The 14,004-nt window shown below is 68.0% G+C and carries 9 protein-coding genes; 8 read left to right on the forward strand and 1 reads right to left on the reverse strand.

Going from position 1 to position 14,004, the window contains the following annotated elements:
* Nucleotides 1-40 precede the first annotated feature (40 nt).
* From GJV37_RS20310 to GJV37_RS20330, 5 genes are all read left to right on the forward strand, one after another.
* Nucleotides 41-1,870 carry a DUF1302 domain-containing protein gene (locus tag GJV37_RS20310; protein ID WP_246228391.1) on the forward strand — a complete coding sequence of 610 codons (1,830 nt, stop codon included), beginning with the start codon at nucleotides 41-43 and terminating at the stop codon, nucleotides 1,868-1,870.
* An 11-nt stretch (nucleotides 1,871-1,881) separates the two neighbouring features.
* Nucleotides 1,882-3,219 carry a DUF1329 domain-containing protein gene (locus GJV37_RS20315; RefSeq protein WP_246228392.1) on the forward strand — a complete coding sequence of 446 codons (1,338 nt, stop codon included), beginning with the start codon at nucleotides 1,882-1,884 and terminating at the stop codon, nucleotides 3,217-3,219.
* Between the two features lie 370 nt (nucleotides 3,220-3,589).
* On the forward strand, nucleotides 3,590-5,683 hold the full coding sequence (locus tag GJV37_RS20320) for a 3-hydroxyacyl-CoA dehydrogenase NAD-binding domain-containing protein (protein ID WP_193452884.1): 2,094 nt from the start codon (nucleotides 3,590-3,592) through the stop codon (nucleotides 5,681-5,683).
* A 9-nt stretch (nucleotides 5,684-5,692) separates the two neighbouring features.
* Entirely contained in the window at nucleotides 5,693-6,883 is a 1,191-nt protein-coding gene (locus GJV37_RS20325) for an acyl-CoA dehydrogenase family protein (RefSeq protein WP_084358458.1), read from the forward strand.
* 10 nt (nucleotides 6,884-6,893) lie between these two features.
* Nucleotides 6,894-8,024, forward strand: coding sequence for an acyl-CoA dehydrogenase family protein (locus GJV37_RS20330; protein ID WP_193452885.1), 1,131 nt, complete (start codon nucleotides 6,894-6,896; stop codon nucleotides 8,022-8,024).
* A 294-nt stretch (nucleotides 8,025-8,318) separates the two neighbouring features.
* Here the strand turns inward: GJV37_RS20330 and GJV37_RS20335 are convergent, their stop codons facing one another.
* Nucleotides 8,319-9,104 (reverse strand): IclR family transcriptional regulator, encoded by a 786-nt coding sequence (locus GJV37_RS20335; protein WP_024763684.1) that lies wholly within the window; start codon nucleotides 9,102-9,104, stop codon nucleotides 8,319-8,321.
* A gap of 197 nt (nucleotides 9,105-9,301) precedes the next feature.
* Between GJV37_RS20335 and GJV37_RS20340 the strand changes: the two genes are divergently transcribed.
* The 3 genes from GJV37_RS20340 (at nucleotide 9,302) to GJV37_RS20350 (ending at nucleotide 14,003) form a co-directional block, all read left to right on the forward strand.
* Nucleotides 9,302-10,933, forward strand: a complete 1,632-nt coding sequence (locus tag GJV37_RS20340; RefSeq protein ID WP_193452886.1) for an AMP-binding protein — start codon at nucleotides 9,302-9,304, stop codon at nucleotides 10,931-10,933.
* A 47-nt stretch (nucleotides 10,934-10,980) separates the two neighbouring features.
* On the forward strand, nucleotides 10,981-12,504 hold the full coding sequence (locus tag GJV37_RS20345) for a 3-hydroxyacyl-CoA dehydrogenase (RefSeq protein ID WP_193452887.1): 1,524 nt from the start codon (nucleotides 10,981-10,983) through the stop codon (nucleotides 12,502-12,504).
* A 137-nt stretch (nucleotides 12,505-12,641) separates the two neighbouring features.
* The gene (locus GJV37_RS20350) at nucleotides 12,642-14,003 is read left to right on the forward strand and encodes a DUF1254 domain-containing protein (protein WP_193452888.1); all 1,362 of its coding nucleotides are present in this window, start codon (nucleotides 12,642-12,644) and stop codon (nucleotides 14,001-14,003) included.
* The last annotated feature ends 1 nt before the right edge of the window (nucleotide 14,004 follow it).

The following is a 14,004-nucleotide window of genomic DNA, read 5'->3' on the forward strand; positions in this document are numbered from 1 at the left end:
GTCATGGTGCTCCCGCGGTACCTCATACCCGGAGCCCATAATGACAAGAATCCATCCGGCCGCCGTTCCCCCCGTCTGCCGGGGGCGGCGCCCACGCAGCTTTGCCCAACCTCTCCTGCTGAGCCTCGCGGTGACCGGCGCCAGCCACGCGCAGGCCACCACCTTCGAGCTGAACGACGACTGGAGCCTGTCCACCAAGACCACCCTGAGCCTGGGCGCCAGCTGGTCGGCGCAGGACCCGGACCGGCACCTGATGACCCACGCCAACGCGGTGCAGGCGCAGCACATCAATAACGCCGACGGCACCAGCGTCAGCGCCGACGACAACCGCCTGAACTTCAAGAAGGGCGACCCGATCTCGCAGATGTTCAAGGGCCTCACCGACTTCAGCCTGGATGGCCAGGGGCAGGGCGCGTTCATCCGCTTCAAGTACTGGTACGACAACGCCTACGAAACCGGCGACGGGCGCTTCAAGGACTTCGACGACAGCGGCTGGCCGACCCTGGCGCGCTACCACGGCTTCGATACCCTCGATGCCTACGTGTGGAAGGACTTCGACGTCGACGAGCATCCGCTGAACCTCAAGCTCGGCAAGCAGGTGCTGTCCTGGGGCGAGGCGATCCTGATCCAGAACGGCATCAACGTGATCAACCCGCTGGACTACAGCGCCTTCAACAAGCCCGGCGTGGACATCAAGGAAGGCCAGCTGCCGGTGGAGATGCTCTCGTTCAACCTCGGCCTGACCGACAAGGTCAACCTAGAAGGCTTCTACCAGTACAACTGGCGACCCAGCGTGCTGGACGGTTGCGGCACCTTCTTCGCCACCAGCGACGCCATCCAGCCCGGCTGCGGGCCGCTGTACCTGAGCCAGACGCAGACCGACGCGCAGATGCAGGCCGCCGGCCTGTACGCCGCCCACGGCGACGACCAGGACCCTTCCGACCAGGGCCAGTGGGGTGTCGCGCTGCGCACGCTGATCAGCTCGCTGAACGACGCCGAGGCAGCCTTCTACTACGTCAACTACCACGCCCGCCTGCCGTACCTGGAACTGACCGCACGCGACGCCAGCAAGCCCGGCAACTTCCCCATCGGCCGCGTGCAGGGCCCGGTGTACGCCGCTGCGTTCCCGGAGAACATCCATCTCTATGGCCTGAGCATCAACGGCGCGCTGCCCGGCTGGGGCACCTCGCTGGGCGCGGAACTGAGCTACCGGCCGAACATGCCGGTGGCCATGAACGGCCCGGACATGAACGTGGCGATGATCACCGGGCCATCCGGCAGTTCGGCCATCGAAGGTATTCCGGCCAGCGCCACCACCACCGGCCAGAGCCTGGACGGCTGGGTGCGCAAGCCGGTGTGGCAGATGACGGCCTCGGCCACCCAGATCATCGACAACGTGCTCGGCGCCACGCGCCTGACCCTGCTGGGCGAGGCCGGCGTGGTGCATGTCGGCGACCTGGGCGACGAACGCCTGGGGCGCAACGCCGCCTTCGGCCGCAGCGCGCGCCTGGACGGCGCCGCCTGCAACGCGCCGAGCACCGGCGTGACCAACCGCTACTGCACCGACGACGGCTTCACCACGCCCTGGTCCTGGGGCTATCGCCTGCGCGCCGGCCTGGAATACAGCGATGTGCTGCCGGGCGTGAACATGCTGCCCAGCCTGAACTTCCGCCATGACGTGGAGGGCTACTCCTACGATCCGGGCGGCCCGTTCCAGGAAGGGCAGATGGCGGCCGGCCTCTCCCTGGCCTTCAACTACCTCAACGATTACAGCCTGGAGTTCGGCTACAACGCCTTCTTCGGCAACAACCAGTACAGCACGCTCGACGACCGCGACTTCTACAGCGTCAGCGCCAAGGTCGACTTCTGAGGAACCTGCCGATGCAACTCATGCGAATCACCGCCCTGGCGCTGGCCATGGGCCTGGCCGTTGGCGCCCACGCCGACACCGTTGCCGACCTGGGCGGCAAACTCACCCCGGTGGGCGCCGAGAAGGCCGCCAACGCCGACGGCAGCATCCCCGCCTGGGACGGCGGCCTGGCACCCAACGCCGGGCAGGTCGACGCCAAGGGCGGCTACGCCAACCCCTACGCTGCCGAGAAGCCCCTGTTCACCATCACTCCGGCCAACGCCGCGCAGTACAGCCAGTGGCTCAGCCCCGGCGAGCAGGCGATGCTCACGCGCTACCCCAACACCTACAGGATCAACGTCTACCCGAGCCACCGCAGCGCCCGGCTGCCTGACGAGATCAACGCCGAAACCCGCCGGAACGCCGAGCAGAGCAAGCTCGCCGATGGCGGCAACGGCGTGCTGAATTACCACCGGGGCGTCCCGTTCCCGCTGCCCAGGGAGGGTGTCGAGGCGATCTGGAACCACATCACCCGCTACCGCGGCGGCAGCATCGAGCGCACCTTCAGCTCGGCCAACGTGAAGGAGAATGGCGTCTACAGCCTGGTGCGCTCGCAGACCGAGATGAACTACGCCCAGACGATTTCCGACCTGCCGGCCGACGCCAACATCCTCTACCTGTTCAAGACCCGCGTGCTGGAACCGGCGCGGTTGTCCGGCGAAGCCGTGCTGTCCCACGAGCCGATGGACCAGGTCGCCGAACCGCGCGCGGCCTGGCAGTACATTCCCGGCCAGCGCCGCGTGCGTCGCGCCCCGCTGATCGCCTACGACAACAGCGCGCGCTACAGCGACGGCATGATCACCGCCGACAGCCTCGACGGCTTCAACGGCGCACCGGATCGCTACGACTGGAAGCTGGTGGGCAAGCAGGAACTGTTCGTGCCCTACAACAGCTTCCGCCTGTACGACCGCTCGGTGAAGTACGCCGACATCCTCAAGACCAACCACCTCAACCCGGACCTGGCGCGCTTCGAGAAACACCGCGTGTGGGTCGTCGAAGCCACCCTCAAGCCCGGCGCGCGGCACATCTACAGCAAGCGCCGCTATTACCTCGACGAGGACAGCTGGAACATCGTCCTCGGCGAGTTCTACGACAGCCGTGGCGAGCTGTGGCGCAACTACCAGTCCCATGCCATGCCGTACTACGACCAGCAGTTCACCTACGAGGCGCTGGCGGGAGCCTTCGACCTGATCAGCGGGCGCTACTTCGTCAATGGCCTGATGAACGAGGAGAACAGCGGGCTGAAGACCGGGCAGACGGCGAAGATGAGCGACTACACGCCGTCGGACCTGCGGCGCTGGGCGAAGTAAGAATTCCGCTCCTTTGTCCCGGCTGGGCGTAGCCGGGGCGGTTGCGCCCTCTCCGGATTACGGAGAGGGCGTTTTTGCTTTTCGGCGGGATGCTGCTGGGCTGCCCGGCGCAAGTGCATTCCCTCACCCTAACCCTCTCCCAGGGGGAGAGGGCTGGGGTGAGGCGGGTTCTGGCTCTGGCCTTCCTACAGCACCAACCCGAAGCGAACCTCACTGGGCACCCATGGCACAGGCAGTTCGCGAGCAAGGGCCAGGCGCCCTCGCTCCTACAAGCGAACCGGACTCCCTTCCTATCGACAAGTAAAAAACAGCATCGTATTCTGCACAGCGAAACATGATTCCGTAAAACAAAAGCAAGACGGAGCACAGCATGTCAGAAGCGGTACAGCTCGAACGCCGGGGTGACATCGCCCTGGTGACGGTCGACAACCCACCGGTGAACGCCCTCGGACACGCCGTCCGCGCCGGGCTGCTCGCCGCCTTCCAGCAGGCCGAGGCCGATCCGCAGGTGCGTGCGGTGGTGCTGGTCTGTTCCGGGCGCACCTTCATGGCCGGCGCCGATATCCGCGAGTTCGGCAAACCGCCGCAGGCGCCTTCGCTGCCGGAAGTGGTCGAGGTCATCGAAGGCTCGACCAAGCCCAGCGTCGCCGTGATCCACGGCACAGCCCTGGGCGGCGGCCTGGAAGTGGCGCTGTCCTGCCATTACCGCATCGCCCGCCGCGATGCCCAGGTCGGCCTGCCGGAAGTGAAGCTCGGCCTGCTCCCCGGCGCCGGCGGCACCCAGCGCCTGCCGCGCCTGGCCGGCGTGGAAAAGGCCCTCGACATGATCGTCAGCGGCGCGCCGATCCGCGCAGCGGAAGCCCTCGAATTCAATGTCGTCGACGAGCTCATTGACGGCGACCTGAGCGAAGCCGGCCTCGCCTTCGCCCAGCGCCTGCTGGCGGACGGCAAGGGCCCGCGCCGCACCGGCGAGCGCAACGAGCGCGTGCAGGAAAGCGGCCTCGCCGAGCTGATCGCCCACAAGCGCGGCGAGGTGCAGAAGCGCCTGCCCGGCCAGTTTTCCCCGCAGCGCTGCATCGACGCCGTCGAAGCCGCCACCCAATTACCGCTGCGCGAAGGTCTCGCCCGCGAGCGCGCGCTGTTCCAGCAATGCATGGAGTCGCCACAGCGCGCCGCGCAGATCCATGCCTTCTTCGCCGAGCGCGAAGCGGCCAAGGTCGAAGGCCTGGGCGCCGACGTCCAGCCGCGCGAGGTGCGCCGCGCCGCCGTGATCGGCGGCGGCACCATGGGCGTGGGCATCGTCCTGTGCTTCGCCAACGCCGGCATCCCGGTGCAGCTGCTGGAAGTGAACGACGAAGCCCTGCAACGCGGCCTCGACCGCGCCCGCAGCCTGTACGCCGCCAGCGTGGCGCGCGGCAGCCTGGGCGCCGAGGAGATGGAGCGGCGCATGGGCCTGATCAGTGGCGTACTCGATTACGCCGCGCTGGGTGACGTGGACCTGGTGGTCGAAGCCGTGTTCGAAAGCCTGGACGTGAAGCGCCAGGTCTTCGAGCAACTGGACACCGTGTGCAAACCCGGCGCGATCCTCGCCAGCAATACCTCCTCGCTGGACCTCGACGAAATCGCCGCCTTCACCAAGCGGCCGCAGGACGTGGTCGGCCTGCACTTCTTCAGCCCGGCCAACGTCATGCGCCTGCTCGAAGTGGTACGCGGCAAGGCGACGTCGGACGCCGTGCTGGCCACCGCCATGCAGCTGGGCAAGCGCCTGAAGAAGGTCTCGGTGGTGGTCGGCGTGTGCGACGGCTTCGTCGGCAACCGCATGATCTTCCAGTACGGCCGCCAGGCCGAGTTCCTGCTGGAGGAGGGCGCCACACCCGCGCAGGTGGACCGTGCGCTGCGCACCTTCGGCATGGCCATGGGGCCGCTGGCGGTGCGCGATCTGTCCGGCCTGGACATCAGCCACGCGATCCGCTCGCGCCAGCGACCGAACCTGAAACTCGGCCAGACCCTGCCCACCGTACTCGACCACCTGATCGCCGCCGGCATGCTCGGGCAGAAGACCGGCACCGGCTTCTACCAGTACGGCGAGGGCGGCCGCCCCCCGCAGGACAACCCGGCGTTGCCGGCCATGCTGGAGCAGGCCGCGGCCGACCGTGGCATCAGCCGTGGGCCGGTGAGCGACGAGGAAATCGTCGAGCGCTGCCTCTACGCGCTGATCAACGAGGCGGCGAACATCCTCGACGAAGGCATCGCCCAGCGCGCCAGCGACGTCGACGTGATCTTCCTCAACGGCTACGGCTTCCCCGCCTGGCGTGGCGGCCCGCTGTTCCATGCCGACAGCGTCGGCCTTGCCCACGTGCTCGAACGAATCCGCGAGTTCCACCAGCGCCTTGGCGCCTGGTGGCAACCCGCGCCGCTACTCGAACGCCTGGTGGCCGAAGGCCGCCGCTTCGCCGATCTCTGAGGACCCGCCATGGACATCCATTTCACCCCCGACGAACTGGCCTTCCGCGATGAAGTCCGCGCCTTCCTCGAAGCCAAATTGCCTCAGGACATCGCCACCAAGGTGCGCCTGGGCAAGCACCTGAACAAGGGCGACCACCAGCGCTGGCAGCGCGTGCTGACCGAGCAGGGCTGGTACGCCACGCACTGGCCCGAGGAGTACGGCGGCACCGGCTGGAACGCCGTGCAGAAGCACATCTTCGAAGAAGAATGCGCCGCGTTCGGCGCACCGCGCACCGTGCCGTTCGGCGTCAACATGGTCGCCCCGGTGATCATCAGGTTCGGCACGCCCGAGCAGCAGGCGCACTACCTGCCGCGCATCCTCGACGGCACCGACTGGTGGTGCCAGGGCTACTCCGAACCGGGCGCCGGCTCCGACCTCGCCTCGCTGAAGACCCGCGCGGTGCGCGACGGCGATCACTACGTGGTGAACGGCCAGAAGACCTGGACCACCCTCGGCCAGCACGCCGACTGGATCTTCTGCCTGGTGCGCACCGACCCGGAGGCGCAGCAGCAGCGCGGCATCAGCTTCCTGCTGATCGACATGCAGACACCGGGCATCACCGTGCGGCCGATCATCACCCTGGACGGCGAGCACGAGGTCAACGAGGTCTTCTTCGACAACGTGCGCGTGCCGGTGGAAAACCTCGTCGGCCGCGAGAACGAAGGCTGGACCTGCGCCAAGTACCTGCTCACCTACGAGCGCACCGGGCTCGCCGGTATCGGCGCGTCCAAGGCGGTGCTCGCACACCTCAAGCGCGTGGCCAGCCGCGAGCTGTGCGACGGCAAGCCGATGCTCGAAGACCCGCTGTTCCGCGCCCAGGTGGCGGAGGTGGAAATGCAGCTGATGGCCATCGAGATGAGCACCCTGCGCATCCTCGCCGCCGCCCGCGAAGGCGGCGTACCAGGGGCGGAAAGCTCGATCCTGAAAGTGAAGGGCACCGAGATCCGCCAGGCGATCAGCCACCTGCTGCGCAAGGTGCTCGGCCCCTACGCGCTGCCCTTCATCGAAGACGAATTCGAGCTGGGCGCCGAGCCGCTGCACGCGGACTATTCGGCCGCGCCCGCCAGCCAGTACTTCAACCTGCGCAAGCTGTCGATCTTCGGCGGCTCCAACGAAATCCAGAAGAACATCGTCTCCAAGATGATTCTCGAACTGTGAGGCACCGAGCATGGACTTCAAACCGAGCGAAGAGCAGCAGATGCTGCAGGACACCGCGGCGCGCCTGGTGCGCGACGCCTATCCGTTCGACAAGCGCGAGGGTTTCAGCCAGAGCGAGCGGGGCTACAGCGTCGAGTTCTGGCGCCAGCTCGGCGAGCTGGGGCTGACCTCAGTGTCGCTGCCGGAAAGCCACGGCGGCTTCGGCGGCGGTGTGGAGAGCATGCTGGTGCTCACCGAACTGGGGCGCGGCCTGTGCCTGGAGCCGTACCTGCAATCGGTGGTGCATGCCGGCGGCCTGATCGCCCAGTTGGGCAATGACGCGCAGAAGGACCATTGGCTGCCGCGCATCGCCAGCGCAGAGGCGCAATTGGCTGTAGCGCTGGAAGAGCCGCAAAGCCATTACCAGCTGCACGACGTGCAGACCCGCGCGGAACAGGCCGGCGATAGCTGGAAACTGAGCGGCCGCAAGGCGGTGGTGGTCGGCGGGCAGAGCGCCACGGCGATCCTCGTCTCGGCGCGGGTGTCCGGCAATGCGCGGGACGAGGCGGGCATCGGCCTGTTCCTGGTCGATCCGCAGCAGGCCGGCGTCAGCCGCCGCGAGTACCCAACCGTGGATGGCCAGCGCGCCTGCGAGCTGTTCCTCGACGGCGCCCTCGGCGAAGCCCTCGGCACGCCGGGTGACGCGCTAGCGGCGCTGCGTTACCAGCAGGGCCGCGCCATCGCCGGGCAATGCGCCGACACCCTCGGCAGCCTGCAGGAAGCCTGCGCGCTGACCCTGGACTACCTGAAGACGCGCAAGCAGTTCGGCATCCCCATCGGCAAGTTCCAGGTGCTGCAGCACCGCATGGTGGACATGCGCAGCGAGCTGGAACAGGCCACCAGCATGGCCATCCTCGCCGCCTGCGTGGCCGACCAGCCCGACAGCGCCGAGCGCAGCCGCACCCTGGCGGCAGCCAAGTTCATCGTCACCCGCGCCGCGCGCTACGTCGCCGAGCAGGCGATCCAGCTGCACGGCGGCATCGGCATGACCTGGGAATACGTCCTCGCGCACCACGCCAAGCGGCTGGTGATGCTCAGCCACCAGTTGGGCGATGACGATCATCACCTGAAGGTTTATGCAGGACTGATGGAAGTGGCGTAACGCACTTGTAGGAGCGAGCTTGCTCGCGAACGGATTCACCGGCGATACGGGCGCTGGGCGGTTCGCGAGCAAGCTCGCTCCTACAAGGGGAAGTCCTGAGCGGAAGCCTGGCCTCTCCCTAACCCTCTCCCTGAAGGGAGAGGGGACTGTTCTGAGCTCACGGATAGGCCGGCGCTCACCAGCTAGCTACGTCATCTCCGAACACGCCAATCGGCCCCCTCTCCCTTCGGAGCGGGGCGCGTAGCCAGGGCCGGGGAGAGGGTGCATGAGCGGCAGGGGAGTTGATCGCGAAAATCAGGCTCCGAGGCTCTCGATATCCCGCGCCAGAATCTCCAGCTCATGGGCCAGCGACCCGCGCAGCGTCTCCTCGCTGAGCTGGAACGACGGCGCCCCGCAGGTCAGCGCCATCAGCCCGCCGTCGGCCAGGCGCAGCGGTACGCCGGCAGCGCGCACGTTGCGGTCCCAGTCGCCCAGCGACAGGCAGAAGCCATGCTCGTAATACTCCTCGAAGGACGCATCGAGCGAAGCGCGCATCACCGACCAGTCGCCTTCGTGGCGCTCCTGCAGCGCCGACAGCAGATGCTCGCGCTCCTGCTGCGGCGTGGCGGCGAGGTAGGCGCGGCCGGCGGCGGTGGTGGCCAGCGGCAGGCGCACGCCGGCGTCCATGCGCAGGGACGTCGCTTCCGGCGGGCGGCAGTTTTCCACGTAGATCATCGACAGCCAGTCACGACAGGTCAGGCCCACCGTGGTGTTGGTGCGGCGGGCGAAGGCGTCCATGTACGGCTTGGCCAACTGGCGCACGCGCAGGTTGGAGACGTAGGCGTAACCCAGCGCCAGCACGCCTGAATCGAGCTGGTACTTCTCGTGCTGCTGCGAGTAGCAGAGGTAGCCCAGCTGGGTCAGGGTGTAGGTCATGCGCGACACCGTGGCCTTGGGCAGGCCGGTGATCCGCGAGATTTCCTGGTTGCCGAGCACCACCGAGCCGTGGGTGAAGGCGCGCAGCACGTCCAGTCCGCGGGCGAGCGCCTCGACGTACTTGCGATCCTTGGGGTTGCTGCTGTCTTCGACGTCGTCGCTCATGGGGCCTCGGCGGGTATTCGGGTGGACGAGCGCCGCGCGCGGCGCGGGCGAACGATAGCAGATCGACCCCATTCCCCGCAGCGGTCCCGGCCTGCTCGTTGCGCCAGGCAAGCCTATCGCATACCATCAATTTCGACACGCTGTTTCACTGTGCAGAACAACAATTCGAAGCTCAGAGAAAAAGTACGGAGAAGTCGATGCCTGCCATTGCGACCGGATACGTGGCCAGCGAGATCGCCCGCCACGGTTACCAGAACCTGTACGACCTGCTGCAACGCGCCTCCCGCGAGTTCCCCGAACGCCACGCGTTCTCCTGCGGCGACAGCCATCTCACCTTCGCCGAACTGGACCGCCAGGCCGACGCCTTCGCCCGCTACCTGCGCCACCACGCCGGCCTGCAACCCGGCGACCGCCTGGCGCTGATGCTGCCCAACTCCCTGCAGTACCCCATCGCCACCTTCGGCGCGCTGAAGGCTGGCGTGGTGCTGGTGAACACCAACCCGCAATACACCGCCAGCGAGTTGCGCCACCAGCTGGCCGACTCCGGCGCCAACGCCGTATTGCTGCTCGACCGCCTGCTGCCATTGCTGCGCAGCGTGCAGGCGCACAGCGAGGTGCGGCACATCCTGCTGACCTCGATCGACGACATGGAGAGCCCCCGGCTCGACAGCGACGAAGCCGACTGCACGCGCTTCCAGCAGGCCATGAGCCTGGGCGCCGAGGCGCCGCCGGTGCCCATCGAGCCGGGGCTGGATCGCCTCGCGCTGCTGCAATACACCGGCGGCACCACGGGTGTCTCCAAGGGCGCGATGCTCAGCCACCGCAGCCTGGTCGCCAACGTCGTGCAGACCCTGGAACTGTTCCTGCGCCCCGGCCTGCTGGACCCCGCCACCGACGTGCGCATCGCGCCGCTGCCGCTGTACCACATCATGGCGTTCTCGACGAACCTGCTGAGCTCGGTGGGCATGGGCCTGCACACGGTGTTCATCCGCGACGGCCGCAATCTCGACGAGATCATCGGCGCCATGCGCCGCTATCCCTTCACCCTGATGAGCGGGATCAACACCCTGTTCGTCGGCCTGATGAACCACCCGGATTTCCCCGCCGTCGACTTCAGCCACCTGAAGTGGGTGACCTCCGGCGGGGCACCGCTGAACCGCGAAGTGGGCCGGCGCTGGGAGGCCGCCACCGGCGCGCCGGTGCGCGAAGGCTTCGGGCTCACCGAGGCGTCGCCCGTGGTCTCGACCGGCACGCTGCACAGCCCGTATCGCGAGGGCTACGTCGGCCAGGCGCTGGTGGATACCGAGCTGCGCACCGTGGACGAGGAGGGCAACGACACCCGCCCCGACCAGCCCGGCGAGCTGTGGCTGCGTGGCCCGCAGGTGATGCAGGGCTACTGGCAGCGCCCGGAGGAAAGCGCCCAGGTGCTGACCGCGGACGGTTGGCTGAAGACCGGCGACATCGCCGAACTGGACGCCAACGGCATGCTGAAGATCGTCGACCGCAAGAAGGACATGATCCTGGTCTCCGGCTTCAACGTGTTCCCCAACGAGGTGGAAGACGCCGTGATGCGCCACCCCGGCGTGCGCGAGTGCGTGGCCATCGGCGTGCCGGACGAACGCAAGGGCGAGTCGGTGAAGCTGTTCGTCAGCCTCAAGGATGAGTCGCTGGCACCGGCGCAGATCATCGCCCACTGCCGCGAGCACCTCACCGGCTACAAGGTGCCGAGCTTCGTCGAGGTGCTCGACGAGCTGCCCAAGACCAGCGTCGGCAAGTTGCTGCGCCGTCAGTTGCGCGACCTGGAGCTGGCGAAAAGGACCACCGCGTGAGCGCAGCGTCTATGGTTGAAGCAGGTTCGCACGACGAGACCCGCCGCATGACCGAGTCCTTCCACCGTATCGGCGTCATCGGCGCCGGCGCCATGGGCCGAGGCATCGCCCAGCTGTTCGCCAGCGCCGGCCTGCCGGTGCGCCTGTACGACAGCAACCCGCAGACCGTGGAGCAGGCGCTGGCCTTCAACCGCGAGCTGCTGGAACGCGCGGTGGCCAAGGGCAAGCTCAGCCCGGAAGCGCTGGCGGCGACGATGCAGCGCCTGTTGCCAACCCACCGCCTCGACGAGCTGGCCGACTGCGACCTGCTGATCGAGGCGATCATCGAGGACCTCGGCGCCAAGCAGGCGTTGCTCGCCGAGCTGGAAAAACGCGTGGCGCCGGACGCCGTGCTCGCCAGCAACACCTCGTCGCTGTCGGTCACCCGCATCGCCGCGCGCTGCCGGCACCCGGAGCGGGTCGCGGGCTTCCATTTCTTCAACCCGGTGACGCTGATGCGCATCGTCGAAGTGGTGCGCGGCCAGTGCACCGACGCGTCGGTAGTGCGCCGCCTGAGTCGGCTGGCGGAGCAGGCCGGGCACTTCCCGGCGGTGTCGCCGGACAGCCCCGGCTTCATCGTCAATCACGCCGGCCGCGCCTTCAGCACCGAAGCGTTGCGCATCCTCGGCGAAGGCATCGCCAGCCCGGCGCAGATCGACCGCATCCTGCGCGACGGCGTGGGCTTCCGCATGGGGCCCTTCGAACTGCTCGACCTGACTGGCCTGGACGTCTCCCACGCGGTCATGGAATCGCTCTACCAGCAGTTCTATCAGGACCCGCGCTACACCCCGTCGCCGCTGGCCGCGCAACGTGTCGCCGGCGGCCTGCTCGGGCGCAAGAGCGGCGAAGGCTTCTATCGCTACCGCGACGGCCAGCCCGTGCGTGAAGCCGAAGAACAGCACGACAGCGTACTGCTCAATCGCCCGTACTGGCTCGACAGCCAGGACCCCGAACTGCGCCACCGCGTCGCCGCGATCCTCACCCTCGGCGGCGTGGTGCTGGAGACCGGCGAGGGGCCGTCGTCCCGCGCCATCTGCCTGGTCACGCCACTGGGCGTGGATGCCAGCACCCGCATCGACGCCCTCGGCCTGCCGCCTGATCGCAGCCTGGCGCTGGAAACCTTCACCGAGCTGGACCGCCGCCGCGTGCTGATGCGCCAGCCGGCGCTCGACCCGGCGCTGGAGGCTCAGGCCCGCCAGGCCCTGGGCAGCGATGGCGTGCCGGTGGAAGTGATCAACGACTCGCCCGGCTTCATCTGCCAGCGGGTGATCGCCGGCATCGTCAACCTCGGCTGCGAGATCGCCCAGCGCGGCATCGCCACGCCGGTGACGCTGGACCGCGCAGTGCAATTGGCGCTGGGTTATCCGTTCGGCCCGCTGGCCTTCGGCGAACACTATGGCGCGGCACGTATCCTCACCATCCTCCAGGGCCTGCAGGCCTGCTACGGCGAGGCGCGCTACCGGCCCAGCCCCTGGCTGCGCCGCCGCGTGCAACTAGACTTGCCGCTGCACAGCCCGGATCGGGCGGAGTAGTTCCACCGCCAGCGATGATCGTTTTCTGTCCGCTGGCGCTTACGGCCGGCGGCTCGGCGTGGCGCACTCTGCGGCGATGCCTGGCGCCGGCGCGCGCGGCGGGGCCGGGCGAGAACAATAACAACGAGGAACACGTCATGCGCCAATGGCTGCCCGCACTCGCCGCCCTTCTGCCCCTGCTCGCCGGCCACGCCTGGGCCGCCGGGCCAACGCCACAGGAGGCCCGCGAACTGGCCTCGCAGGCCTATCTGTTCGCCTTCGCCACCGCCGAGCACGGCAAGACCCTGCAGGCCATCGCCGCCAAGCTGCCGGTCAATTACCTGTATAACAAGACCGCGCTGCTCGGCCCGGAAGACCGCACCGTGGTCTCGCCGAACAACGACACGCTCTACTCCTATGCACTGCTCGACCTGCGCGAGCACCCGGTGGTCCTCGACGTGCCGGCCGTGCCGCAGCGCTACTACAGCTTCCAGCTGATCGACATGCGCACCAACAACCTCGACTACATCGGCACCCGCGCCACCGGGCGCGCGGCGGGCAGTTTCCTGATCGCCGGCCCCGACTGGGATGGCCAGGCGCCCGAGGACTTCAAGGGCCAGGTGATCCGCTCACCCAGCCGCATCGTCTTCCTGCTCGGCCGCACCGCGGTCGATGGCGAAGCCGACCTCGACGCCGCCAAGGCCGTGATGGACGGCTACAAGCTGCGCAGCACCAAGCCGACGCTGCTGCCGCACAAGATGGACGTGCCGGAATACCTGCCGACCAAGGAAGGCCCGGCGGAAAACGCCTTCATCGACTTCAACGGCCTGTCGGCCTGGCACGCCTGGTCGCCGGAAGAACAGGCGCGGCTGAAACAGTTCGCGCCGATCGGCGTAGGCACCGGCAAGCCCTTCGACGCCAAGCAGCTACCGGCAGACATCGCCCAGGCGGTGGAGCAGGGCGCCGAGGACGGTCGCGAGAAGATCCGTGCCGCCACCGAGCGCTTCGCCGCGCCGGTGAACGGCTGGCAGAATTCGCCGATCAATATCGGCCACTACGGCAACGACGACCTGACACGCGCGGCGGTCGCCTGGAAGTACATCTACGCCAACGACCCGGCCGAGGCGATGTACCCACTGACCCGCGTCGACGCTGCCGGGCAGGCACTGGACGGCAGCCGCGCCTACACCCTGCACTTCGCCCCTGGCCAGCTGCCGCCGGTGGATGCCTTCTGGTCCGTCACGCTCTACGACGGCAAGACCCAGATGCTCGCGGCGAACCCGCTCAACCGCTACGCCATCAACAGCGCCAGCGACCTGAAGAAGGACGCCGATGGCGGCCTGACCCTGACCATCCAGCATGCCCGGCCGGCCAGCACCGACAACTGGCTGCCGGCACCGCCGGGGCCGTTCAACCTGATCCTGCGCATGTACCTGCCGCAGGCAAAGGCGCTCAAGGGCGAATACCAGCCGCCGGCCGTCCAGCCCATCGCCAGCAACGCGATCACCAGCAAGGAGTAGC

This window comes from Pseudomonas nitroreducens (assembly GCF_010994165.1).
Lineage (GTDB): Bacteria > Pseudomonadota > Gammaproteobacteria > Pseudomonadales > Pseudomonadaceae > Pseudomonas > Pseudomonas nitroreducens.

Bases quoted from the DNA above. Each gene is read 5' to 3' on its own strand.
- GJV37_RS20330 (WP_193452885.1), top strand. From the start codon at position 6,894: ATGGACTTCAAACCGAGCGAAGAGCAGCAGATGCTGCAGGACACCGCG.
- GJV37_RS20340 (WP_193452886.1), top strand. From the start codon at position 9,302: ATGCCTGCCATTGCGACCGGATACGTGGCCAGCGAGATCGCCCGCCAC.
- GJV37_RS20345 (WP_193452887.1), top strand. From the start codon at position 10,981: ATGACCGAGTCCTTCCACCGTATCGGCGTCATCGGCGCCGGCGCCATG.
- GJV37_RS20315 (WP_246228392.1), top strand. From the start codon at position 1,882: ATGCAACTCATGCGAATCACCGCCCTGGCGCTGGCCATGGGCCTGGCC.
- GJV37_RS20320 (WP_193452884.1), top strand. From the start codon at position 3,590: ATGTCAGAAGCGGTACAGCTCGAACGCCGGGGTGACATCGCCCTGGTG.
- GJV37_RS20350 (WP_193452888.1), top strand. From the start codon at position 12,642: ATGCGCCAATGGCTGCCCGCACTCGCCGCCCTTCTGCCCCTGCTCGCC.
- GJV37_RS20335 (WP_024763684.1), bottom strand. From the start codon at position 9,104: ATGAGCGACGACGTCGAAGACAGCAGCAACCCCAAGGATCGCAAGTAC.
- GJV37_RS20325 (WP_084358458.1), top strand. From the start codon at position 5,693: ATGGACATCCATTTCACCCCCGACGAACTGGCCTTCCGCGATGAAGTC.
- GJV37_RS20310 (WP_246228391.1), top strand. From the start codon at position 41: ATGACAAGAATCCATCCGGCCGCCGTTCCCCCCGTCTGCCGGGGGCGG.